This is a genomic window from Enterovibrio sp. QJM3NY_24 (assembly GCF_057786035.1).
Map to the genome: position 1 here is coordinate 3558988 of NZ_CM173519.1, position 24543 is coordinate 3583530.

Sequence of the window (24543 nt, forward strand, 5' to 3'; positions counted from 1 at the left end):
GTAATGTTCTTTGCTTTTTCAACCTATACAATTTGTGTGAGCACTTGCATTAATAGTATCGTTAAGGAGGTGATCCAGCCCCAGGTTCCCCTAGGGCTACCTTGTTACGACTTCACCCCAGTCATGAACCACACCGTGGTAAACGCCCTCCCGAAGGTTAAGCTATCTACTTCTGGTGCAGCCCACTCCCATGGTGTGACGGGCGGTGTGTACAAGGCCCGGGAACGTATTCACCGTGGCATTCTGATCCACGATTACTAGCGATTCCGACTTCACGGAGTCGAGTTGCAGACTCCGATCCGGACTACGACGTACTTTCTGGGATTCGCTCCACCTCGCGGTCTCGCTGCCCTCTGTATACGCCATTGTAGCACGTGTGTAGCCCTACTCGTAAGGGCCATGATGACTTGACGTCGTCCCCACCTTCCTCCGGTTTATCACCGGCAGTCTCCCTGGAGTTCCCACCATTACGTGCTGGCAAACAAGGATAAGGGTTGCGCTCGTTGCGGGACTTAACCCAACATTTCACAACACGAGCTGACGACAGCCATGCAGCACCTGTCTCACAGTTCCCGAAGGCACACCAAAATCTCTTCCGGCTTCTGTGGATGTCAAGAGTAGGTAAGGTTCTTCGCGTTGCATCGAATTAAACCACATGCTCCACCGCTTGTGCGGGCCCCCGTCAATTCATTTGAGTTTTAATCTTGCGACCGTACTCCCCAGGCGGTCTACTTAACGCGTTAGCTCCGGAAGCCACGGCTCTAGGCCACAACCTCCAAGTAGACATCGTTTACAGCGTGGACTACCAGGGTATCTAATCCTGTTTGCTCCCCACGCTTTCGCATCTGAGCGTCAGTCTTTGTCCAGGGGGCCGCCTTCGCCACCGGTATTCCTTCAGATCTCTACGCATTTCACCGCTACACCTGAAATTCTACCCCCCTCTACAAGACTCTAGCCTGCCAGTTCAAAATGCGGTTCCCAGGTTGAGCCCGGGGCTTTCACATCTTGCTTAACAAACCGCCTGCATGCGCTTTACGCCCAGTAATTCCGATTAACGCTCGCACCCTCCGTATTACCGCGGCTGCTGGCACGGAGTTAGCCGGTGCTTCTTCTGCAGCTAACGTCAAACGAACACGCTATTAACGTATCCGCCTTCCTCACTGCTGAAAGTGCTTTACAACCCGAAGGCCTTCTTCACACACGCGGCATGGCTGCATCAGGCTTGCGCCCATTGTGCAATATTCCCCACTGCTGCCTCCCGTAGGAGTCTGGACCGTGTCTCAGTTCCAGTGTGGCTGATCATCCTCTCAAACCAGCTAGGGATCGTCGCCTTGGTGAGCCATTACCTCACCAACTAGCTAATCCCAACTGGGCCCATCCCGACGCGAGAGGTCCGAAGATCCCCCTCTTTGGTCCGTAGACATCATGCGGTATTAGCAGTCGTTTCCAACTGTTATCCCCCACGTCAGGGCAGGTTCCCAGCCATTACTCACCCGTCCGCCGCTCGTCATCTTCAAAAGCAAGCTCTTGAAATGTTACCGCTCGACTTGCATGTGTTAGGCCTGCCGCCAGCGTTCAATCTGAGCCATGATCAAACTCTTCAATTAGAATTTTTCTTGTTATCCCCATTTCCGAAGAAACAGGTCTAACGCTCAATGAATACTGAATTACTTTTTTGCCCTAAGGCAAAACTGCATTGACTGCGTTGACAGTGTTACTCCGAAGAGCTCAACCATCTTGGGTCACTCAGTTCATTGATAAATCTTATGTCTATCAAGTACGAGTGCCCACACAGATTGTATAGGTCAAATTGTTAAAGAACGTTGACTGTAGAAGCTGCTCTTTTGGAGTAGTCTTCTCATCGTCAGGGCTGCGAATTCTACGCTGCCGGGCGATGAAGTCAAGAAGAAATTTTGAGATTTTTCAGCGTGCTGCTCACCGCCTCCAAAACGTCTTGTTGACTCCCTTCAACCGCGATAAGCACTGGGCTTTTCCGTTGAAGCAGGCGGGCATTCTACTGATTGGGTCGTTAACGTCAAGCGTTTATTTCCATTCAGTTTTGAAGCCGTTTTCGCCGTACTGATTGGATGTGCAATGCCTTAGTTGGCGCCGCGCTCCGTGTCAGTGAGGTCGCATTATAGGGAGGTTTGAGATCTTGGCAAGGGCTTTATTGCAGGTTTTCATCCAAAACGACCCGTTCGGTCGATTTTCGCTCTAAAGACCACTAAATCACATTAAACCGCTGAAGAATTGCACTCTTCCGGCCATCGAGATAGTCTGAGATTCATATATCCCGTCAGGAAATCATGATGACTTCTATACTTCGCAGCTATAAAGGTATCTTCCCTCAGGTTGGCGCACGAGTTTATATCGATCCAACATCCGTCTTAGTTGGCGACATAGCTTTAGGTAATGATGTAAGTATCTGGCCTTTTGTCGCAGCTCGTGGTGACGTTAACCACATTCGTCTCGGTGATCGTACCAATATTCAGGATGGTTCGGTATTACACGTGACCCACAAGAACAATGATAACCCTGAAGGCTACCCCCTCATTATTGGTAATGACGTTACTGTTGGTCATAAGGTGATGCTGCATGGTTGCACGATTGGGAACAATGTACTGGTCGGAATGGGTGCTATCGTATTGGATGGCGTCATCATCGAAGATAATGTGATGATTGGAGCAGGCAGTCTGGTGCCACCAGGGAAGCGTCTCGAATCAGGATATCTTTATGTCGGTAGCCCAGTGAAACAAGCTCGCCCATTGAAAGAAGCAGAACGAGCGTTCTTGCAAAAATCCTCTGACAACTATGTAGCAACGAAGAACGAGTATTTAGCTGAAAGCTAACTGACCCAAACCTCCCCGCGCTCATTGATGTCTTCAGCTTCAATTGCCTCTTGCGCTAGGTCTTCATAATCGAAGCGATACTGACTAAAAACATCCAGTATCGCTTTTTCTGATGTTAACTCACCCTGATGTTGCTTTTGCAGATCCGCAATAGCAACGAAACAAGGGATCAGAACTCCAGACTGTTGAGCATCGAAATGCACCGCCTGCCTATCAGCACTTATGCGCTGATCATCGGCGAAAATAATACTTTGATTCATCACTAATCCGCCAAGTTACGGCGAAGCTCCCTTAATACCTGAGTCGTTCCGGGTCTAAGACCTCGCCATATAGTGAAACTTTCGGCAGCTTGTCCCACCAACATACCCAAACCATCAATAACGCGAGATGCACCTTGCGCCTTAGCCCATTGGTTACTGCTCGTTAAACCTGCACCATACACCATGTCATAGACAGTGGTATTTTCACCAATAACAGAAGAAGGGATATTGGGATGGTCACCCGATAGGCTCGCGGACGTTGAATTGATGATGACATCAAATGCTGAGCCTTCTAGCTCATCAAATGCCTTGGCTGAGACATTCCCATGTTCTGAAAACAATTCAGACAAGGTTAATGCTTTACTGGCTGTGCGATTCGCGACAACCAACGAGGCAGGATCATGCTTAAGCAAAGGCAATATCACCCCTCTTGCCGCACCGCCTGCTCCCAACAATAAAATGTTGGTGCCTTCAAGCTGGACATGATGACTCAATAAGTCTTGCACCAAACCTTCACCATCAGTGTTGTCACCGAGGATGCCACCGTCGTCGAGCTTTTTCAGGGTATTTACCGCGCCTGCTAGCTTAGCGCGCTCAGTCAGCATGGTTGCAAAAGCAAAAGCATCTTCTTTGAATGGCACAGTGACATTGCAGCCCTTTCCGCCCGAGGCAAAAAAAGCCGTTATAGCTTGGTTAAATTCGCCAATAGGTGCTTCAAACATTTCGTACGTCATCTGCTGACCTGTCTGGCGCGCAAACAATGTGTGTATAAAAGGGGATTTACTGTGTGATATCGGATTACCAACAACGACGTACTTATCCATTCGTGCTTACCAGTCCCTTGGTGTTAAATATTCGGTATAGAGCTTTTCTTCTGCGGAGCCCACTTCTGGCTCAAAACCGTATTGCCATCTGACGAGAGGTGGCATCGACATTAAGATAGATTCAGTACGTCCGCCACTTTGTAGACCGAATAATGTGCCACGGTCATACACAAGATTAAATTCAACATAGCGACCACGACGATAAAGCTGAAACTGTCGCTCTCGCTCTCCGTATTCTGTGTCTTTACGTTTTTGGACAATAGGTAAATAGGCATCAAGGAAGCCTTGACCCACCGCTTCTATATAATTAAGCGAGGCATCAAAACCCCAGCTATTAAGATCATCAAAAAAGAGGCCGCCTACACCGCGCGTTTCGTTGCGATGCGGTAAGAAGAAGTAGCGATCACACCACGCCTTATGTTCTTGATAAACATCATCGCCAAATGGCGCACAAATTACTTTGGCGGTTTGGTGCCAGTGAACACAATCCTCTTCAACTGGATAGAATGGGGTCAAGTCAAAGCCACCACCAAACCACCATACTGGGTCTTCACCCTCTTTTTCTGCAATAAAGAAACGAACGTTAGCATGAGACGTCGGTACATGAGGGTTGTTTGGATGAACAACTAAAGACACCCCCATCGCTTCGAAGCTTCGACCAGCAAGTTCTGGACGATGTGCGGTTGCGGATCCTGGCATCTTGTCGCCGAACACATGCGAAAAATTCACGCCCGCCTGTTCAAAAACAGCGCCCTCGCGCAATACGCGACTTTTACCTCCGCCCCCAGCTTCTCTTTGCCATGCATCTTCCTGAAATATTGCAACACCATCTTCTTGCTCTAATGCAGCACAGATAGAATCCTGAAGCGACAGTAAAAAGCGCTTTACAGCTTCTTTATCTACTTGCTGAGGGAGGTTTGGCACGTTAATTCCTTCTTTATTACTAACTTATTCAGCCTTGACGTAGCACCTTACCAGAACGCGCATCGCGGATCTCGGTTGGCTTATCACGTCCACCAATTATTCCATTCAACACACACGGTACGCGATCGCCAAGCTGGTTAACGACCTCTTCAACGGTTCTACAAGGCTCTTTACCGCTCAAGTTGGCACTGGTCGATGTGATTGGTTTTCCATAAGCAACGCACAATGCCTGAACATCAGGGTGATCAGACACACGCACGGCAACAGTGTCAAACTGGCCCGTCACCCAATCCGTGATGTTTTTGCCCGCAGGCATCACCCAGGTCACAGGGCCTGGCCAAGTGGCCAGCACATCCGCTTTGACACTATCACTCAAAGCATCGAGGTTAATATAACCGTCTAACTGCGCCAAGTTCGCAGCGATTAAGATTAAGCCCTTAGCTTTAATTCGCTCTTTGACCGACAGCAACGCTTGTACCGCTTGTACATTATCAGGGTCGCAACCAACGCCAAATACACCTTCTGTCGGGTATGCTATCACCTCACCGTGCGCCAATGCAGCGACACACTGTTCAACATTCGCCAAGGTTTCTCTCCTAATCAGGCATTTCGAAATTCGCCATACTATGACTAATTACCAATGTCATTCTCAACATTTTTGTCACACATCGAAACACACTCGTTAATTTTCATTCCACCCTAAACAAGTAAGCTTGTAGCGAAATGCACAGACGCAAACGTTTTCCTTGCGGATTTTTACCGATATAATGACGCGCAATTCCACTTCGCAGTACACGGTAGTTACAGGAGCAGATATGAAAGTCGGCATCATCATGGGTTCAAAATCCGATTGGCCAACCATGAAAAACGCAGCAGACATGCTGGATCACTTCGGCGTTGCGTATGAAACCAAGGTGGTTTCAGCCCACCGAACCCCTCAACTGCTTGCAGAGTATGCCAACAATGCTGCTTCTCGTGGCATAAAAGTTATCATTGCCGGTGCTGGCGGCGCAGCGCACCTCCCTGGTATGACCGCTGCATTTACCAGTCTTCCTGTTTTGGGTGTACCCGTTCAGTCAAAAGCATTGAAAGGCATGGACTCACTGCTTTCTATCGTACAAATGCCAAAAGGTGTTGCGGTTGGCACCCTTGCAATTGGTGATGCAGGTGCAGCCAATGCAGGCCTTCTAGCCGCGCAAATTCTCGCAACCAGCGATGACGCCCTAATGAGCAAAATCGATAACTTCCGCCAAACCCAAACAGAAACGGTTCTGGCTCACCCTGACCCGTCGGTAGGTTAATCATGAATGTGCTGGTTCTAGGTGCTGGGCAACTGGCACGAATGATGGCGTTAGCGGGAGCCCCGCTAAATCTAAAAGTTAGCGCGTATGATGTGCGAAGTGGCAATCTGGTTCACCCTGTCACACTCGAAGTGCTGGGTCATGGATTAGAAAACGGGATTGCAGGCGCTGATATTATCACTGCCGAGTTCGAGCATATCGCGCCTGATATTCTTAGCATCTGTCAGGCCAGCGGAAAGTTCTCCCCTGGAGAAGAAGCGATTCTGACCGGTGGTGATCGCCGCAAGGAAAAAGCTTTGCTCGACAAAGCAGGCGTCAACAATGCACGTTATCACACCATCCAAAACCGTGAAGATTTTGATACAGCCCTGAGCACCATCGGTGTACCAATGATCGTGAAAAGCGCCCTTGATGGCTACGATGGTAAAGGCCAGTGGCGCTTAAAATCCCTTGATGATATAGAGCCCACTTGGAGAGATATCGCTGTATTTTTGCAAGCATCTCATCAAGGTGATCGTCAGTGTGTCATTGCTGAAGAGTTCGTACCGTTTGATCGTGAAGTGTCATTGATTGGCGCTCGCAACGCGAACGGTGAGCTTGAAGCGTATCCGCTGACAGAAAATATCCATACCGATGGTATTTTGAGTGTTTCCGTTGCAGCGGGTGAAAACGAGGCGTTGCAAACTCAAGCCGAAGCCATGTTTAAAGCCGTGTCAGACGCTCTCGATTATGTCGGCGTGTTAGCAATAGAGTTCTTTGATGTTAACGGCACATTGATGGTAAACGAAATTGCGCCACGGGTGCACAACTCAGGCCATTGGACACAACAAGGCGCGGAAGTTTGCCAGTTTGAAAATCATCTGCGCGCGGTTTGCAATTTGCCACTCGGCAGTGCTGCCCGCATTCGCCCCACAGCCATGATCAACATCGTTGGTGAGGTGACAGTACCGGACGAAGTTATGCGTATTGCACATGTGCATTGGTACGACAAAGTACCACGTCCGGGACGTAAAATCGGTCACATCAATGTCTGTGCAGACACAACCGCCGAGCTGAGTATCATATTGAAGGATCTAACATCACTGCTGGCAGAAAATGAATTCCCAGCATTAAAAGATGCCGCATCTTCGCTAAGCAAATAAAATAAAAGCCGCAAATGCGGCTTTTATTTCACTGAAAGCTAGCACAAAAGCTAACCTTGCTTTTGCTGGCATTTCTTGCTGGCACAAACCTTAAACGCTCCCGCCGCCAATGTCTTCTCGAGCAACAACGGGTAACCGCAAATCTCGCATACGCCTTTAATGGGCTTAAGGTTGACAGCGAACTTGCACTTTGGGTAGCCATCACAGGCATAAAAGACTTTTCCAAAGCGCGACTTCTTCTCATGCAAAGCACCCGTTTTACACTCTGGGCACGCTACATCTATCCCATCACCACCTTCAGGTGCCTGATCACGCTTCTCAATATGCTGACACACCGGATACGATGAGCAGCCGATGAACATGCCAAAACGCCCCTGACGCAACACGAGTTCACTGCTACATTCAGGGCACGGCAACCCGAGCGCCTTCACCACATGGCCATCATTGTGGTTTAGTGATTCAGTAAAGTCACAGTCAGGGTGCGCAGAGCATGCTTTAAACGGTCCACGTTTACTGTGCCTAATAACAAGAACGCTGCCACATTGTGGGCAGCGTTCTTCTTGCTCCAGTGCATGTTCATGCGCACTGAAAAGCGATTCATCAATTTTTCCAGCCAAAACAGATTAGCCTCAAAAACTTATAGGAGAGTAGCCTTAGTGAAGGTACTCGTCTTCTGCTGTGCTATACAGCAGGTCTTCCATCTGATCATACGCGCGCTCATTACCTGGCACGTTGAACAGCACCATCAAGATCACCCATTTCAAGTCATCTAATGCGAATTCCTGCGTTTCCAATTCCATCACACGATCAATGACCATCTCACGGGTTTCTGGACTCAGCACGCTGATTTGTTCCAGAAATATCAAGAATCCGCGGCTTTCAGTATCCAGACGATCCATTTCTTTTGGCGTAAAGATACGAACCGAGGTCAACGCACTCCCCGTTAAATAAGGGGTCTTGTCGGCGTCTTGCAATAGCGCCAGTTTCTCCAGCCAGTTCAGCGCTTTATATATATCGTCCTGATGAAACCCTGCTCTGGAGAGTTCATCAGCCAATTCGTCCTGATCTACCAGCAACTCGACATCACTATGGATGTAAGTTTCAAACAGGTACATTAAGATGTCCATCATGGCTATCCCCTCCTCGCTCTGACATAGCCACCGGGTACTGCGGATACAAGCCCCAGTAGCTCTAGTTCTAACAACTTCATCATGATTTCGTGAACGGGTTGATCGCAGATCTCTGCAAGCACATCGACACACCTTGCTTCATTTCCTACGTTAGCCAACAGTTCAGGAAATGGCAATTCTTCTTGTAAAACTTGAGCCTGTGCCACGTCTAACTGGTGGTTAATTGCACAACCCGCTAGCGCGCCCACCTGCTCTAAAATCTCATCAACAGATTCCACTAAAAATGCGCCCTGCTTAATAAGCCCGTTACTGCCTTTAGCATGAGGATTGTGTATTGAACCTGGTAGCGCAAAAACGTCGCGCCCTTGCTCAAGTGCAAGGCGTGCGGTGATCAATGAGCCACTTTTCAGTGCAGCTTCAACAACAAGTACACCTGTAGAAAGACCGCTGATAATCCGATTTCTTCTCGGAAAAAATGCAGGTTTTGGCGGTGACCATGGCCACAACTCTGACACCAAGGCACCGTTTGACGTGACATCTTTAGCAAGATCACGATGGGGGGAAGGGTACACCTTTTCAAGCCCAGAGCCTAATACCGCGATGGTTCGCCCTCCTGCATCAAGCGCACCGCGATGCGCTCTACCATCAATCCCGAGCGCCAAACCACTGGTTACCACCACATCATGCTCGGCCAGCGACTGAGCAAATGCATGCGCAAGCGATAGCCCTTCTGCGCTAGCATCTCGGCTTCCAACGATAGCTATCTGGGGTAAAGATAAAACGTCAGGATTCCCCTCCACAAACAAAAGAGGCGGTGCACCGGAGATTTGCTTGAGAAGATAAGGATAACGCGGATCAGTGAGGCTGATAATGTCTCTATTCGGTAGAGAACACCATGTCATGCATTTGTCGATGACTGACATATCAGGGTAACGAAGCGCTTTAATTTGCGCGGGTTTAAAGCCCAGTGCCGCTAAGTGTATATCTTCAAGTTCAACAAGTTTTTCTGGCGGGTACTTACAAATGATTTTACTGACGGCATTGCCGCCAAGTCTTGGCACAGCAGCAAGCCGCAACCAAGACTCAAGCGATGCATCCATTTTAGCCTTCCGCTGACGTCACAAACATAGGTGCAGAAAGTGGCTGAGTAGCATCAACGACCATTGCCAAGCTAAAGTGTGGATAGCTTTTTATGACCAGCAACATCCCCGCACGCTGATCCGGCAGTTGTGTCAACACAGGGGCAGCGGCACTATCAATGTCGCTTTCATAACGCATGTCGCCTTTTACCCCTTTCAGCACAGCACCAGGTTGCTGAACAGATAACGCATGTCCCGCTTTCACGCCGTCCTCTGCACCCCGATCAACCACCACGATTTGACGAAGGCCTACATACTTACTGCCATAAAGATGACCGATCAAATTACCTTCCAATCCACTCGGTGCCGTTTGGGGATGAAAAACACTGCCCGTTTTTACACCCAGTGCCGGTAAAAGAATGTCGTTAGGTCTGACTTCTTGAGATTGCTTCACCAGCTTAAGTTCAGAAATATCGTCATGTACTCTGACTAACTTGGCTTCAGCAACCTTCTTAAGGCTTATCATCTTCAACATTTGATCATTTTCAGTACGCTCAAATGTTGTCACTGGTCGGTAAATGAACCAGTTTTCAGACTCAACGGATGCATCAATAAAGAAAGGAGTTCGCTTAGAAATGTAACTCCAACCATCCTGACTCCCCAAGACTCGAGGTGCCAGACCAAACTCAGCCTCGCCAATCAGCGTATCAAACGTCAGAAACTGTTTAAGCACGGACTGTGACGCAGAGCTAATCGGCAATTGCTTGGTGAGCCGTTCACCCGTTGCAAGAGACAATGCGGGTCGTCCTTCATCCCATGACAATCTCAGTGCATCCCCTGGATAGATAAGGTGAGGGTTCTCAATTGCTGGGTTTTGTTGCCACAAATGAGGCCACTGCCAAGGGTTTTCCAAATAAAGGCCAGCAATGTCCCAAAGGGTATCGCCTTTGCGCACGGTATAATTGTCCGGTGCATCCTTTGATACCTCAATAACAGCGGCAGCTGCAGCTGCTGACAACAGATAAGCCAAACAAAGCGTGGCGAGCTTTTTAAACATCCTATGTCTCCAAAAGCATACTTTCATTTGGATGCTGTCATTTGAATCGCAAAATGTCTAGAATTAGCCCAATTACCAAAGCCGGATACGGCACAGTTCAACAATTTTAAGAGACGTTTATGAGTGTATTGCAGGTTTTAACCTTCCCGGACGATCGCCTACGCACGGTGGCTAAACCGGTAGAAAGCGTCACACCAGAAATTCAAAAATTCATCGATGACATGCTAGATACTATGTACGACGAAGAAGGTATTGGCTTGGCGGCAACGCAGGTTGATGTTCACCAACGCATTGTCGTGATTGATATCTCTGATTCGCGCGACGAGCCGATGGTACTGATCAACCCAGAGATCATCGAAAAGCGCGGTGAAGATGGTATTGAAGAAGGCTGTCTGTCTGTTCCTGGCGCACGAGCGTTAGTGGCACGTGCATCTGAAGTGACCGTGAAAGCGCTCGACCGCGATGGTAACCCTTATCAATTCGATGCCGACGATCTGCTGGCTATTTGTGTACAACACGAATTAGACCACCTTGAAGGCAAACTGTTTGTTGATTACCTGTCGCCGTTAAAGCAACAGCGCATCAAACAAAAGCTCGAAAAGATCAAACGCGCTAACGAAAAAACCAACTGAGGTTTCCTTGAGCAAATCACTACGTATTGCATTTGCCGGCACGCCGGATTTCGCCGCCCTTCATCTGGCGGCGTTGTTGTCTTCGCACCATGATGTGGTTGCGGTGTATACCCAGCCAGATCGTCCTGCTGGTCGAGGAAAAAAACTGACGGCTAGTCCCGTAAAAGTCCTCGCACAAGAACACAACATCCCGGTTTATCAGCCTGCAAGCTTAAAAGCCGAAGACGCGCAGCAAGAATTAGCCGCGATTGATGCCGATATCATGGTGGTGGTTGCTTATGGCTTACTATTGCCAAAAGTGGTACTCGATACGCCGCGCCTTGGTTGCATCAACGTACATGGTTCTATCTTGCCACGCTGGCGTGGTGCTGCGCCTATTCAGCGCGCTATCTGGGCAGGCGATACCGAAACCGGTGTCACCATCATGCAAATGGATGAAGGCTTAGATACTGGCGATATGCTAAAAATCGCAACCCTGAGCATTGATCCAAAAGAAACCAGTGCCACGCTTTATCAAAGATTGGCGGAACTTGGACCTGACGCATTGGTTGATTGCTTGGATGATATTGCAGCGGATAAAGCTGTCGCTGAAAAGCAAAATGACGAACTGGCAAACTACGCCAAGAAGTTGAGCAAAGAAGAAGCACAGATCGACTGGAGCATGAGTGCCGTTGAGATTGAACGCTGCATTCGCGCTTTCAATCCATGGCCTGTGAGCTATTTCACCCTGACCGTCAACGATCAGGGCGAGCACAACATCAAAGTATGGGATGCCGACGTCGAGACGGACGAAAGCACAAATGTCCCTGGTACCATCTTGTCGGCAGACAAAAAAGGCATTCGCGTTGCCACGGGTAACGGTGTGCTATGTCTGACGTCAATCCAGCCCCCGGGCAAGAAAGCCATGAGTGCAGCAGACATGTTGAACTCTCGCCGCGACTGGTTTGAACCTGGCAATATCCTGTAATGCCGGAGGCCAGCTTGCTGGCCTTTTTTAGTGGTTAGTAACACTTTTCATCACGCGCTGTCTTATCACAGCGCGTGACTTCCTGACAAAGGTACCTTAATGAATGTAAGAGCTGTCGCTGCACAGGTTATCTATCAGGTGGTCGATCAAGGACAATCGCTGTCTGCGGTTCTGCCACCTGCTCAGCAAAAAGTGGCACCGCGAGATGGCGCACTGTTGCAAGAAATCTGCTACGGCGTACTGCGCTGGCTTCCGCGCCTTGAATCCATCACCCAAAGTCTGATGGACAAGCCGTTGAAGGGAAAACAACGTGTGTTCCACCATCTGATATTGGTGGGGCTTTACCAAATAAGCTTCATGCGTATACCGCCACATGCTGCTGTTGCTGAGACAGTCGATGCCACCAAAGTACTTAAAAAGCCACAGCTTCGCGGCCTGGTTAACGCCGTATTGCGCAGCTACCAACGCAACCAAGAAGAATTAGATACCGCCGCTGTCACGCACGACGCCGGTAAATATGGCCATCCCGGTTGGTTGTTGAAGCTGTTGCAAAACGCCTATCCAGATCAATGGGAACAGGTTGTTGAAGCTAATCACGAGAAAGCCCCGATGTGGCTTCGCGTTAACCGTACTCATCACACCCGAGATAGCTACCGCGCACTGCTGACAGACATAGGCATCGACACCGATATTCACTCAGAAGCCGAAGACGCACTCAAGCTTGCCTCACCGTGTGATGTGACAGCGCTGCCAGGCTTTGCTGATGGTTGGGTGTCTGTTCAAGATGCTGCCGCCCAGCTTTCAATCAATTATCTCAAGCCGCAATCTGGCGAGCTGATTTTGGATTGTTGCGCCGCACCGGGTGGAAAAACCTGCCATATTCTTGAACACCAAGCGGATGCGAAGGTTGTTGCGATGGATGTCGACGCCACCCGCTTACTGCGCGTGAAAGAGAACCTCCAACGTTTGCAACTCAATGCACAGGTGATATGCGGGGATGCACGTTATCCTGCTGATTGGTGGCAGGGTGAACAGTTTGATCGTATCCTGCTTGACGCGCCATGTTCCGCGACGGGTGTGATACGTCGCCACCCAGACATCAAATGGCTACGACGCGCCGACGATATTGCACAGCTTGTCACGTTGCAATCCGAAATCATGGACGCCATGTGGGCGCAGTTAAAGTCAGGTGGCACCATGGTCTACGCAACCTGCTCTATCACACCACAAGAAAACAGCGAACAAGTGACAGCGTTTCTTGCTCGCACCGATGATGCAACGCTAAAAACAGGCACTGTTGACAAACCCGGTCGCCAAATTTTGCCGGGACAAGAAAACATGGATGGATTCTATTACGCGGAACTAACAAAAGCGTAGTGGTGCCAATGCGGGTGCGGCAACGCCCACCCGTAAAAACCAATAAAACATGAACTGAGGTTCAGGCAGACGTTATGAAAATTATCATCTTGGGGGCTGGACAAGTCGGCGGTACATTGGCCGAAAATCTGGTTGGCGAAAATAATGACATTACCATTGTCGATAAAAACCCTGAGCGCCTCAGAGAGCTACAAGACAAATACGATTTACGCGTCGTTCAAGGTTATGCCAGCCATCCATCTACACTGTTAGAAGCCGGCGCGCAGGATGCCGACATGCTGGTTGCGGTAACCAACTCCGACGAAACCAACATGATTGCTTGCCAAGTCGCTTTTACCCTCTACAACACCCCCAATCGCGTTGCGCGGATCCGAAGCCCTGAGTACCTCGCTGCTAAAGAGCAGCTATTCCAAACCGATGCCTGTCCGGTCGATCACCTGATTGCGCCAGAAGAGTTGGTAACAAGGTATATTCATCGCTTAATTGAATATCCGGGTGCGTTGCAAGTGGTGAACTTTGCCGATAACAAAGTCGGCCTCGTCGCAGTCAAAGCTTATTACGGTGGTCCGTTGGTGGGGAATGCACTGTCCGCTCTGCGTGAGCACATGCCTCACGTTGATACCCGTGTTGCCGCTATATTTCGCCGCGACCGTCCTATTCGTCCGCAAGGCACCACCATCATTGAAGCGGATGATGAAGTGTTTTTTGTCGCAGCCAGTAACCACATTCGCTCCGTGATGAGTGAGCTCCAGCGTCTTGAAAAGCCTTATAAGCGCATCATGATTGTTGGGGGCGGCAACATTGGCGCAGGACTTGCGCGCAGCTTAGAACGTGCTTACAGCGTGAAGCTCATTGAGCGCAGCCCTCGACGCGCTGAACAGTTGTCCGAGATACTCGAAAACACCATCGTTTTTTGTGGTGATGCGTCGGATCAAGAGTTGTTGAGTGAAGAGCATATCGATCAGATTGATGTGTTTATCGCAGTGACCAACGAAGATGAAGCCAATATCATGTCAGCTATGCTGGCAAAACGTTTAGGTGCCAAGAAAGTCATGGTACTGATTCAGCGCAGCGCCTATGTGGATCTCGTGCAAGGTGGGGCCATTGATATTGCGATTTCGCCGCAGCAAGCAACCATATCGGCCTTGCTGACTCACGTTCGTAAAGCAGACATCGTCAACGTGTCGTCACTTCGTCGCGGTGCAGCCGAAGCGATTGAAGCCATTGCACACGGTGATTCCAACACATCAAAAGTCGTTGGTCGTGCCATTGGTGACATTAAATTGCCACCAGGTACCACTATTGGCGCCATTGTTCGAGAAGACGAAGTTCTGATCGCTCATGATAAAACGGTTATTCAGCAAGACGACCATGTGGTGATGTTCTTGGTGGATAAGAAGTATATCCCGGATGTGGAAAGGCTGTTCCAGCCAAGTCCATTCTTCCTCTAATACGCCGAACTATGCATGGTTAATTTCAGACCCGTACTGTTTGTTATCGGGTTGGTCTTATCAAAGATCGCCCTTTTCATGTACGTCCCAACCCTGACCGCGTTTTTTACGGGCACACCAGGGTTTCTCGATTTTGGCCTCGCGGTCATCATCACTCATGTTGCCGCCTTCCTTTGCTTAACGCTTGGCAAAACAGATAATTTTCGACTCAATGCCCGAGACATGTTTGTCATCACCACATTGGTGTGGCTGATCGCCAGTGCCTTTGCAGCACTACCGTTTGTGTTTATCAACCACATCAGCTTTACCGATGCGTATTTCGAGACCATGTCAGGCATTACGACGACAGGCTCAACGGTATTAAGCCATCTCGACAAAATGGCGCCCGCCATTTTGCTCTGGCGCTCAATATTACAATGGCTTGGCGGCGTCGGCTTTATCGTGATGGGCGTGGCGATCTTGCCGTTTTTGAATGTGGGTGGCATGCGATTGTTTCAAACTGAATCGTCAGACTGGTCGGCAAAATCCAGCCCTCGCACCAAAAACGTCGCGACCAGTATTATGAAAGTGTACCTGTTCTTATCGGTACTTTGCTTTCTCGCTTACTGGCTAACAGGTATGACTCCCTTTCAGGCGGTTAACCACGCCATGACAACGATATCTACAGGCGGCTATTCTACGTCTGATGCGTCAATGAACCGTTTCTCTCATTCCGCGCAATGGGTAGGGACTGTGTTCATGTTTGCGGGCGGATTACCTTTCTTGCTCATGATGCAATCTCTGCGTCGACGTGATGCATCCTTGGTCATCAATGACGCTCAGATCCGTGGCTTTACCTATCTCGTGCTCGCCACCTCCACGATGGTGAGTATCTGGCTAGTGACATACAAAAGCTACGCCATTGCCGATGCAATTCGCGTCTCCACGTTCAACATCGTCTCGGTCGTAACCACAACAGGATTTGGGTTAGATGACTTCACGGCATGGGGCCCGTTTGCTTCGGTCATTTTTGCGTTTATGTTAATCGTGGGCGGTTGCTCTGGTTCAACGGCAGGCGGAGCGAAAATTTTCCGTTTTCAGGTGGCATTAGCACTGTTAAAAAAACACATTCAACAACTGGTTCACCCATCCGGTGTATTTATTCAGCGCTACAACGGCAGGCCCGTCAATGAAGATATCGTGCGTTCAGTGGTGGCATTCGCCATCACCTACCTGTTCACCATCTTAGTGGTTGCAATGGTACTGGCAGCGACAGGTTTGGATGGAATTACTAGCCTTAGCGGCGCCATGACTGCCGTTGCCAATGTTGGTCCTGGCATGGGTAACATCATTGGCCCAACCGGCAATTTTGCCAGTCTGTCTGACACTGCAAAATGGGCGCTATGCATTGGCATGCTCATGGGGCGGTTGGAAATTCTGACAGTACTTGTATTGTTGTTTCCGGCCTTTTGGCGCGATTAACCATGCCATAAAAAATGAGAAAGCGAGAGATTCTACTCTCTCGCCTTTTCTGATTGTTAATGGCTTTCTAAAAGCTTAAACGGGCGTGACATACCAATAGATGGCGAGAAAATGAAGCACTGTCCCACCCAACACAAATAAATGCCAGATAGCATGATTATAGGGAATGGAAGGTTTGACGTAGAAAATCACACCGAGGGAATACACCACGCCGCCCAATGCTAACAAAACCAATCCTGCTGTCGGAACCACATCCGCCAACTGATAAACCTCCACGAGCGACAGCCACCCCATGGCTAAGTAAGTAAAGAGTGATAAGGATTCAAAGCGGTAAACAAACGCAATTTTCATTACGATGCCCACCAATGCAATACCCCAAATCAGCGCCATCAAACCCATCGCTAAGGGCGTGCGCAAACTTATCAGCAGAAACGGGGTATAGGTCCCGGCTATCAGTAAATAGATAGCGCAGTGGTCGAAAGTCTTAAGCGCGCGTTTGAATTTTTCAAAAGGAATGGCGTGATACAAGGTCGAGGCCAAGTACAAAATAATGATACTGGCACCATAGACGCTATAACTCACAATACTTAGCATATCGGCGTGCGCGTCAACCGCTTTGACCAACAGTAATATGAGTGCAACAGCACCGAACAAGACACCTAGCCCATGGCTAATGCTGCTGGCAATTTCTTCTTTAACCGAGTACGAGGGAGTGTCAGATACACAGGTCGTCATTGGACAATCATCCTTCTAAATAAAACGACTTAAGTGAGGCTGATAATGAGTATGACACATTTAAGCGTACACGTGTAAGCTTAAAATATTATTCGATTTTGTCCAAAAACGCCTCAATGTGCTTAGTGATTTGCACGGGTGAAGCATCATGAGGAATCGTCAACGCGCGTTTCACTTTATTCGCCCCCACTAAACGCCCTAAGGCATCACCGACTCCTTCACCTTGTCGCGATAACACTAGCGCCAACTGCAATCCCTCAGTATCTCGAGACGCCACCAACTCAACGCGTCGCAAGCTTTCCATCAATCGGCCAGACACTGGCACCAAAGTCATTCGTTGCTCAAAAGGCAAAAAGGCCAGTTCAACATCTTGGTTGCTGACCTTTTCAATGCGTAAACCTGCTTGTTCAAATCCTTCAAACACCGCATTCAACAGCGCATCGGGTGTGACGGTCAGAAAAACCTCACAGGACGCATCTTTCGCCATGGGAATATCAAGATTGCCCACCACCCATATCTTTCCATCCCCCATCGATAACGGCGTGTCCAATGGGATTTGAAACTGGGTATCGAATTGTCTCTGCTCACCCGCTTCAAGCGCAAAGGTATCCGGCAGTCGCCATTTAACCAATGGATGTGTCATCCGCCGTTTCTGGCGCTTTTGACCTTGCTCTCCGTTCGAGCGAAGCTGCTCCCACCCCATATAATCACAACGAAGCTCAAACGATAAAGTATCAATCTGCTGGCGAGTATTACCCCCAGTGACTAAAACTGTGGCCGATGTTGATTCATCCTGAACGAACGATGTTTTAGGCAAAACCAATGCGATCTCGGCGCTGCCGACGCCCACTTTTGCCAACGCTTTCTTAAACCACCCCATGATGACCTCTCCTTGTCTTATTCATCGCTAGATCCCTCACACAAAAAACCATTTTTGCTCAGTGTAGACATACGTCAATGGTGTTGCTGTCACAGCATCTCTCTAAATTCTACTAAGCTTATAAAACTGGTAGTCAGCGGCATCGTTTCGCTTGCATGATTGAACGGAGAATAAGCCAGCCATGTCTAAAGATAATTTTGTGCTATCTACAGGATATTTAAAGAAAGTCGTTCCCTTACTAATGAAACACCAAGTGCCAGCGACACCTACCAATTATGCCCTGTGGTATACCTATGTGGCGGACTCAGACACCGACCTCTCGTGGCACATCAATGAATCAATACAAGCTACAGGTACGCTCAGCGAAACACAGTGTGAACAGTTATATCAATCTCACTTTGCGGATAAAAAAGTCAAGGAAGTGGATGATTTCCAGCAAAGCTTACAGGCTTTAGCGTTGGAAATGGGCAACACCATGCAAGACACCCTCAAAGACACTGATACATTTCAAAACACGTTAGATAAGACCTTCTCCCAACTCTCGCGCGTCGGCGAAGAAACATTGTCAATGGATGAAACGATTGCTGTTGTGCGTAGCGCCGTTAAAGGGTCAAATCAAATTCGTCAATCCACCAGCTTTTTCAAGAACCAACTTGCCGATGCGCAAAAAGAGATTGAACGACTGAAAGAAACGCTGGCACAAGCCAATGAAGAGGCGCTGAACGATGCGCTGACCGGGTTGCTCAATCGACGAGCCTTTGACGCTGAACTGGATGCACTTGCAAGTAAACCGCCACCAAAAGGGTTCTCATTGCTGATATGCGATCTCGACCATTTTAAAAGTTTCAACGACACCTACGGGCACCTGATGGGCGATCAGGTATTGAAACTCACAGCCAAACGCTTATCCGATTACTGTCGCGAAGGCATCCAAGCTTTTCGCTATGGTGGAGAAGAGTTCGCTATTTTAGTGCCCAATCGTCAACTCAATGGTGCGTGTCGCGTCGCTGAAACCATCAGAGCCAGCATCGACAGGCTCGTTATCAAAGATAAAAAAACCGGCAAGAAACTCGATAATATTTCCATGTCCATCGGTGTCGCGCAATTCGAGAAAGGTGAAAAAATTAATAGCTTAATTGGTCGCGCCGATGCGCTGTTATATGAAGCAAAAAGCTTAGGAAGAAACCGCGTCATGCCCATCGCGTAAAGGGCTCACCAAAGCGTGACATAAAAATAATTAAGGTGGCGTGATGCCGCCTTAATTATTTTTCAATCGCTGCTTTTTTCATCAGTTATTTTTCGTTATACTCCGCGCGAAAATTACACTCCAGAGTGAATACGCAGTAAGGCTAGCAGCCAACGGAATCCCTGACGTCACTTTGTATTTGATACTCGTCATGGATGCGCAATGAATGAGAACCCCCAATAAATGCGCCCTGCTACTATTCGTGTTACCCGTACTCCTGCACGTATGCGTTCAACCTCTTTCGCGCCTCGCTTCAAAGCCAAGCCAGAGGTCAACACTACTCCAGATCTGACGTTAGTCCGTCCAATCCCCGTCAATAGCGAAGTTCCAACGGGTGAAGCGGCCTAATCGGACACCACATATTCATGCCAACGTGGTCTGCACAACATGAATCTGGTACTGTAAGACACATAAAAACTAAGGCTAATTGCTCACTTTTTTGGAGTCTTCAATGAAATGTCATCGCGTAAACGAACTGATCGAATTGCTTCACCCTGAATGGCAAAAAGAGCCTGAGTTGAATCTGATTGAGATGATCGGCAGATTGGCACAAGAAGCTGGGTATGTGGGAAAACTGGAAGATCTGACCGATGACGTGCTGATCTATCATCTGAAAATGCGTAACAGCAACAAAGATGAAATGATCCCAGGCCTTGCTAAAGATTGCGAGAATGACTTCAAAACCGCCATCTTACGAGCGCGTGGCATCATCAGCTAAAAGCCAGTCAGAATACCGGACAGAAAAGCGAAGCCTTTGGGTTTCGCTTTTTTATTTCAAAACAATCAGCGGTTACACGCCACCCCCGCATTCTTGCCGATTAATTTCCCACCATACGCACAGAAATCCCTGCATCAGCTACGGTATAATTTGCGGTCTATCATTGAGATAAGCCTTAATCGAATGATGCACAGGCAACGTACCCGTGCAGATACGTCGGGGAAACCCGTTTGACCCAAGGAATGCAGGTGTCATGAGCAAGGATAAAATCGACGTTAAAGACGTCACCGCAAAAGAATTTAACCCCAAGACCCACAAAGGAAGCGGAGATCGCTTCAATCCAAGCAATCGCATTTATGTGCGAGAGGCAAAAGGGATCTACCAAAAACTACGCCAGAAGATGGGGTGGTTCTTCCTGTTGTTGTTTGTACTCACACCATGGATCCCCTACGGAGACCGGCAAGCCATTCTGATTGATATTGGCCACCAGCAATTTAATTTCTTTGGCACGACGCTTTGGCCGCAAGACCTGACACTGCTCGCGTCTGTACTGATGATAGCCGCCTTTGGCCTCTTCTTTATTACCACCTTTTTAGGCCGAGTATGGTGTGGCTATCTATGCCCTCAAACCGTGTGGACTTTTATCTACATTTGGTTTGAAGAAAAACTGGAAGGCTCGGCCAACAAACGCCGCAAGCAAGATTCATTGCCTCCCACCAAAGCGCTGATAGCAAGAAAAGCGATCAAACACATCTGCTGGTTTGCAGTGGCGCTACTCACAGGCCTCACGTTTGTGGGTTACTTCGTGCCCGTCAAAACGTTGTTTATTGAGTTTTTCACCTTCAGCAGTACTTTCTGGGTAACCTTCTGGGTGCTGTTTTTCAGTGTGTGTACCTACGGCAATGCAGGCTGGATGCGCTCTATCATGTGTATTCACATGTGCCCGTACGCTCGCTTTCAATCCGCCATGTTCGACAAAGACACTTTCATCGTTGGCTATGACTCCAGCCGTGGAGAGCAACGCGGCCCACGCCCTCGTAAAAAAGATCCCAAAGAGCTAGGGCTGGGTGATTGCATCGATTGTAACCTTTGTGTGCAAGTCTGCCCGACAGGTATCGATATCCGCGATGGTTTGCAATATGAATGCATTAACTGTGGCGCATGTATCGATGCTTGTGATGAAACCATGGAAAAGATGAATTACGCAAAAGGCCTTATCAGCTACACCACAGAGCATAAGTTAGAGGGTCATGACGTCGATATTGCACGTCCTAAACTTATTGGTTATGGCGTGGTCATGATTGCCATGTGTGGCCTGTTCTTCTATTTACTCTCGGAAGTCCAGCCGATGCGTCTCGATGTCATTCGAGACCGCACAGAACTGTTTAGAACCAACAGTGATGGCTTGATTGAGAATACCTACACATTGAAAATCCTCAATAAGACTCAGCAACCTGAAACCTACACATTGTCAGTGACAGGTATTAATGGCATCGAATGGTATGGCAAACAAAAAGTAACGCTGAAAGCGGGGGAAGTGTTTACGTTACCCGTCAGTCTTGCGATTGACCCTTACGAACTCAGCACGCCCGTGGCTAACATTACTTTTGTGCTTGAGCGACAATCCGGTGATGACCAAAAGTCAGTAGAAACAGAAAGTCGATTTATCAGCAAACTCTGATATTTCCATCCATCAAAGGGCGCTAAATAGCGCCCTTTTTTGCTGCCACACATTTTTTACCGCAATCGTCATCCGCCACAGATTCTCTGATACCATCACATATCATCACCTAACCCAAGTGATCCTATGAGCGACGCGCAATTTAACTACCAACAACTGACCCCAGATATGCTGCTTAATGCGCTAGAATCGGTCGGTATTCGCCCCGAATCCGGTTTGCTGGCACTCAACAGCTATGAAAACCGCGTCTATCAATTTCAAGATGAACACCGTCGCCGCTTAGTGACCAAGATTTATCGCCCACAACGTTGGAGCGATGAACAGATCCTCGAAGAACACCAATTTGCACTCGATCTACAAAATGCGGACATTCCCGTTGCTGTGCCAATGAACCTTGGTGGCACGACCTTGTTTAACTATGAAGGCTATCGATTTGCGGTGTTCCCCAGTGTTGGTGGACGTTCTTTTGAAGTCGATAACTGGGATCAACTAGAAATGGTCGGTCGCTTCCTTGGCCGCATTCACCAAGTTGGCACCAGCAACCCATTCGTGCACCGCCCGACTCTGGGCCTTGAAGAGTATGTTTTCCAACCGCGCCGCGAACTGGAAAACAGCAGCTTCATTCCCATGCACCTAGAAAACAGCTTTTTTTCTGATCTAGACAGACTGATCGGCGTATTGGAGTCTCAGTGGAAAAATAACTGGCCATCCATTCGTCTTCACGGCGACTGTCACCCGAGTAATATTTTGTGGCGAGATGGTCCAATGTTCGTTGATCTCGACGATGCGCGAAATGGCCCTGCCATTCAAGATATCTGGATGCTACTTAACGGCGACCGCAATGATCGCATTGCACAGCTTGATACCATTGCTGAGGCCTATTCAGAATTTCATGATTTTCCGCACCAACAATTGCAACTTATTGAACCTTTACGCGGTCTTAGAATGGTGCATTACATGGCTTGGCTGGCAAAACGTTGGCAAGATCCTGCTTTTCCTCGTGCATTTCCTTGGTTTGGTGAGGCAAAATACTGGGAAAATCAGGTCCTCGCCTTTAAAGAACAATTGGCAGCGCTTGAGGAGCCAGTGCTGTCACTGACGCCTCATTGGTAGGACGACTAATAATTATACTCAGGGAGAAAGAACGTTATGTTGAAGAAACTATTAGCCTTTGCGGCAGTCACAATGTTGGCCTTTTCGGCACACGCAGCACGCTTTAATGCGGGTGAAGATTATCAGGTACTGAATTTACCAAAAACTGAGTCACCAACCGTGACCGAATTCTTTTCTTTCTACTGCCCGCATTGCTTCAAAAGCCAAGGTTTGATGGAAGAACTGAAAAAGCAGATCCCTGAGAATGTTGCCTTCAACAAAAACCATGTTTCATTTATGGGTGGCAATATGGGCAAATCGCTAAGCAAAGCGCAAGCAACAGCGATCATGCTCGGTGTGGAAGACAAAATAATGCCGGTGATTTTTAACCGTATACACCTTTTGCAAAAGCCACCACGTAATGACGAAGAATTGCGCCAAATGTTCATCGATGAAGGCGTCGATGCCGAGCAATATGATGGTACCTTCAACAGCTTTGCAGCGAACGCGATGGCAAACCGTTTTGATAAAGGGTTCCAAGCATCAGGCTTGCGTGGCGTGCCCGCGGTCATCGTGAACGGTAAATATCACGTGACGCCAAAAACCGTGAAATCGACCGATGATTACTTTGAGTTGGTCAACTTCCTACTCACGCAGTAAAACAGACAACATCAAAAAAGGGCCGATTGGCCCTTTTTTCGTTTTGGATGTCGTGTTGAACAACTCAGCTTAAGCCGCATTTGATTCTTGGTGTTCACGCGTATCAATTTGCGCATGATGTTCATCATTGTAAATCCCATCTAACACGTCATCTTTTTCCAGCCAGCGCTGATGCAGCCATTGTTGGAATTCGTGCTTGAAGGCTTTGTCGTTAAAGTAGTCACCCCTAATCTTGGCATCAACAGGCAAACTATCTATACGCACGACGACTCTCTTCATCTTACCGGACAGTAAATCTTTGAACGGCAATTCACGGTTTTCTGGATAAACCACCGTTACATTGATAATGGCATCAAATTGATCGCCCATTGCACTAAGGGTATAGGCAATCCCGCCAGTCTTTGGCGACAGAAGGTGTTTGAAAGGAGATTGGCTGAGGCGCTGCTTCCGTTCGGTGAAACGGGTACCTTCAACGAAGTTCACCACGGTGGTCGGCGTTTGGCGAAAGCGCTCACAGGATTTACGTGTTGAGGCCAAATCGCTGCCACGTTTTTGTGGGTTTTTGAGCAAATACTGACGTGAATATCGTTTCATGAACGGCATATCTACCGCCCAGCAGGCCATGCCAAGAAAAGGGACATACAACAATTGCTGCTTAAGAAAGAACTTCGCCATGGGGATACGGTTACGAAATACCGAAAAAACAACGACGATGTCAGTCCAACTTAAGTGGTTACAAATCAGCAAATACCAATCATCTTTACTCAGTGATTCACCACCTTGAATGTCCCACTCCACCCCGGATGTCAGGTTCAACATTTTATGATTTAGGGTTGCCCATACCCACATAATGTTATTGCTAAAACGAGTGAGCACACGTTGCAGCACAGGAACGGGCAAAGCCATTTTGATTAACGCTAATACGCAAAGAAGCAAAGAACTCACTGCGGTATTGACGCTGAAAAAAAGCATGTTGAGGAGCAAAAGCAAAGTGATGATTCCAATACGGTAGACTGAATTTTTTATTGAGGCGTAATCATACGCCGCAGCCATAAAAAACACCATTCAGTTACCCAG

At 48.4% G+C, this 24543-nt stretch carries 25 protein-coding genes and 1 rRNA gene; 14 read left to right on the top strand and 12 right to left on the bottom strand.

What is annotated here, in order from left to right; genetic code table 11:
- Positions 1-62: 62 nt before the first annotated feature.
- Positions 63-1607: ribosomal RNA gene (locus AC3CIC_RS16050) — 16S ribosomal RNA — on the bottom strand.
- A gap of 702 nt (positions 1608-2309) precedes the next feature.
- On the opposite strand from AC3CIC_RS16050, the gene AC3CIC_RS16055 reads away from it, so the two are divergent.
- Positions 2310-2849 carry a gamma carbonic anhydrase family protein gene (locus AC3CIC_RS16055; protein ID WP_488515928.1) on the top strand — a complete coding sequence of 180 codons (540 nt, stop codon included), beginning with the start codon at positions 2310-2312 and terminating at the stop codon, positions 2847-2849.
- Here AC3CIC_RS16055 and AC3CIC_RS16060 read toward each other — a convergent pair.
- The 4 genes from AC3CIC_RS16060 to tsaC are packed head-to-tail and all read right to left on the bottom strand — an operon-like array spanning position 2846 to position 5443.
- Positions 2846-3109: a DUF1488 family protein gene (locus tag AC3CIC_RS16060; protein WP_488515041.1), complete on the bottom strand. Its 264-nt coding sequence runs from the start codon at positions 3107-3109 to the stop codon at positions 2846-2848. The genes AC3CIC_RS16055 and AC3CIC_RS16060 overlap by 4 nt on opposite strands.
- A 2-nt stretch (positions 3110-3111) precedes the next feature.
- Entirely contained in the window at positions 3112-3933 is an 822-nt protein-coding gene (aroE, locus tag AC3CIC_RS16065; RefSeq protein ID WP_488515042.1) for a shikimate dehydrogenase, read from the bottom strand.
- Between the two features lie 6 nt (positions 3934-3939).
- Positions 3940-4857 (bottom strand): oxygen-dependent coproporphyrinogen oxidase, encoded by a 918-nt coding sequence (hemF, locus tag AC3CIC_RS16070; protein ID WP_488515043.1) that lies wholly within the window; start codon positions 4855-4857, stop codon positions 3940-3942.
- 28 nt (positions 4858-4885) lie between these two features.
- Complete coding sequence (gene tsaC, locus AC3CIC_RS16075) at positions 4886-5443, bottom strand: L-threonylcarbamoyladenylate synthase type 1 TsaC (protein WP_488515044.1); 558 nt, start codon at positions 5441-5443, stop codon at positions 4886-4888.
- 229 nt (positions 5444-5672) lie between these two features.
- Here tsaC and purE point away from each other — a divergent pair, with 229 nt between their 5' ends.
- Together purE and AC3CIC_RS16085 are read left to right on the top strand one after the other, a co-directional pair.
- Entirely contained in the window at positions 5673-6158 is a 486-nt protein-coding gene (purE, locus tag AC3CIC_RS16080) for a 5-(carboxyamino)imidazole ribonucleotide mutase (protein WP_016960949.1), read from the top strand.
- Positions 6159-6160: 2 nt separating this feature from the next.
- Positions 6161-7300: a 5-(carboxyamino)imidazole ribonucleotide synthase gene (locus AC3CIC_RS16085; RefSeq protein WP_488515045.1), complete on the top strand. Its 1140-nt coding sequence runs from the start codon at positions 6161-6163 to the stop codon at positions 7298-7300.
- A 50-nt stretch (positions 7301-7350) separates the two neighbouring features.
- Here AC3CIC_RS16085 and AC3CIC_RS16090 read toward each other — a convergent pair whose 3' ends face one another.
- Genes AC3CIC_RS16090 through AC3CIC_RS16105 form a run of 4 tightly spaced genes read right to left on the bottom strand, consistent with a single transcriptional unit; the run spans position 7351 to position 10566 of the window.
- The gene (locus AC3CIC_RS16090; RefSeq protein WP_017005313.1) at positions 7351-7917 is read right to left on the bottom strand and encodes a DNA topoisomerase family protein; all 567 of its coding nucleotides are present in this window, start codon (positions 7915-7917) and stop codon (positions 7351-7353) included.
- Positions 7918-7953: 36 nt separating this feature from the next.
- Positions 7954-8430: a DUF494 family protein gene (locus AC3CIC_RS16095; protein WP_016960946.1), complete on the bottom strand. Its 477-nt coding sequence runs from the start codon at positions 8428-8430 to the stop codon at positions 7954-7956.
- A gap of 2 nt (positions 8431-8432) precedes the next feature.
- On the bottom strand, positions 8433-9530 hold the full coding sequence (gene dprA, locus AC3CIC_RS16100; protein ID WP_016960944.1) for a DNA-processing protein DprA: 1098 nt from the start codon (positions 9528-9530) through the stop codon (positions 8433-8435).
- A gap of 1 nt (position 9531) precedes the next feature.
- Positions 9532-10566 carry a LysM peptidoglycan-binding domain-containing protein gene (locus AC3CIC_RS16105; RefSeq protein ID WP_488515046.1) on the bottom strand — a complete coding sequence of 345 codons (1035 nt, stop codon included), beginning with the start codon at positions 10564-10566 and terminating at the stop codon, positions 9532-9534.
- Between the two features lie 119 nt (positions 10567-10685).
- Here AC3CIC_RS16105 and def point away from each other — a divergent pair, with 119 nt between their 5' ends.
- The 5 genes from def (at position 10686) to AC3CIC_RS16130 (ending at position 16454) form a co-directional block, all read left to right on the top strand.
- Complete coding sequence (gene def, locus AC3CIC_RS16110) at positions 10686-11198, top strand: peptide deformylase (protein ID WP_016960942.1); 513 nt, start codon at positions 10686-10688, stop codon at positions 11196-11198.
- A gap of 7 nt (positions 11199-11205) precedes the next feature.
- Positions 11206-12165, top strand: coding sequence for a methionyl-tRNA formyltransferase (gene fmt, locus AC3CIC_RS16115; protein ID WP_394213559.1), 960 nt, complete (start codon positions 11206-11208; stop codon positions 12163-12165).
- A gap of 99 nt (positions 12166-12264) precedes the next feature.
- Positions 12265-13542, top strand: a complete 1278-nt coding sequence (gene rsmB / locus AC3CIC_RS16120; RefSeq protein ID WP_488515047.1) for a 16S rRNA (cytosine(967)-C(5))-methyltransferase RsmB — start codon at positions 12265-12267, stop codon at positions 13540-13542.
- A 74-nt stretch (positions 13543-13616) separates the two neighbouring features.
- On the top strand, positions 13617-14993 hold the full coding sequence (trkA, locus tag AC3CIC_RS16125; RefSeq protein ID WP_016960939.1) for a Trk system potassium transporter TrkA: 1377 nt from the start codon (positions 13617-13619) through the stop codon (positions 14991-14993).
- Between the two features lie 15 nt (positions 14994-15008).
- Complete coding sequence (locus AC3CIC_RS16130) at positions 15009-16454, top strand: TrkH family potassium uptake protein (protein ID WP_029486555.1); 1446 nt, start codon at positions 15009-15011, stop codon at positions 16452-16454.
- A 75-nt stretch (positions 16455-16529) separates the two neighbouring features.
- Here the strand turns inward: AC3CIC_RS16130 and trhA are convergent, their stop codons facing one another.
- A complete protein-coding gene (trhA, locus tag AC3CIC_RS16135; RefSeq protein WP_488515048.1) occupies positions 16530-17189 on the bottom strand; it encodes a PAQR family membrane homeostasis protein TrhA in 660 nt (219 codons plus the stop codon).
- A gap of 88 nt (positions 17190-17277) precedes the next feature.
- Positions 17278-18069 carry a sporulation protein gene (locus tag AC3CIC_RS16140; RefSeq protein WP_488515049.1) on the bottom strand — a complete coding sequence of 264 codons (792 nt, stop codon included), beginning with the start codon at positions 18067-18069 and terminating at the stop codon, positions 17278-17280.
- A gap of 181 nt (positions 18070-18250) precedes the next feature.
- On the opposite strand from AC3CIC_RS16140, the gene AC3CIC_RS16145 reads away from it, so the two are divergent.
- From AC3CIC_RS16145 to AC3CIC_RS16170, 6 genes are all read left to right on the top strand, one after another.
- The gene (locus AC3CIC_RS16145) at positions 18251-19276 is read left to right on the top strand and encodes a GGDEF domain-containing protein (RefSeq protein ID WP_488515050.1); all 1026 of its coding nucleotides are present in this window, start codon (positions 18251-18253) and stop codon (positions 19274-19276) included.
- A 222-nt stretch (positions 19277-19498) separates the two neighbouring features.
- Entirely contained in the window at positions 19499-19663 is a 165-nt protein-coding gene (locus AC3CIC_RS16150; RefSeq protein ID WP_394213550.1) for a hypothetical protein, read from the top strand.
- A gap of 103 nt (positions 19664-19766) precedes the next feature.
- Positions 19767-20033 carry a YihD family protein gene (locus tag AC3CIC_RS16155; RefSeq protein ID WP_016960933.1) on the top strand — a complete coding sequence of 89 codons (267 nt, stop codon included), beginning with the start codon at positions 19767-19769 and terminating at the stop codon, positions 20031-20033.
- Between the two features lie 253 nt (positions 20034-20286).
- Positions 20287-21714 carry a cytochrome c oxidase accessory protein CcoG gene (gene ccoG, locus AC3CIC_RS16160; protein WP_488515051.1) on the top strand — a complete coding sequence of 476 codons (1428 nt, stop codon included), beginning with the start codon at positions 20287-20289 and terminating at the stop codon, positions 21712-21714.
- A 126-nt stretch (positions 21715-21840) separates the two neighbouring features.
- Positions 21841-22827, top strand: a complete 987-nt coding sequence (locus tag AC3CIC_RS16165) for a serine/threonine protein kinase (protein WP_488515052.1) — start codon at positions 21841-21843, stop codon at positions 22825-22827.
- Between the two features lie 36 nt (positions 22828-22863).
- Positions 22864-23466, top strand: a complete 603-nt coding sequence (locus AC3CIC_RS16170) for a thiol:disulfide interchange protein DsbA/DsbL (protein ID WP_488515053.1) — start codon at positions 22864-22866, stop codon at positions 23464-23466.
- Between the two features lie 69 nt (positions 23467-23535).
- On the opposite strand, the gene yihG is transcribed toward AC3CIC_RS16170, so the two are convergent.
- On the bottom strand, positions 23536-24519 hold the full coding sequence (yihG, locus tag AC3CIC_RS16175; protein WP_488515054.1) for a 1-acylglycerol-3-phosphate O-acyltransferase, YihG family: 984 nt from the start codon (positions 24517-24519) through the stop codon (positions 23536-23538).
- Between the last annotated feature and the right edge of the window lie 24 nt (positions 24520-24543).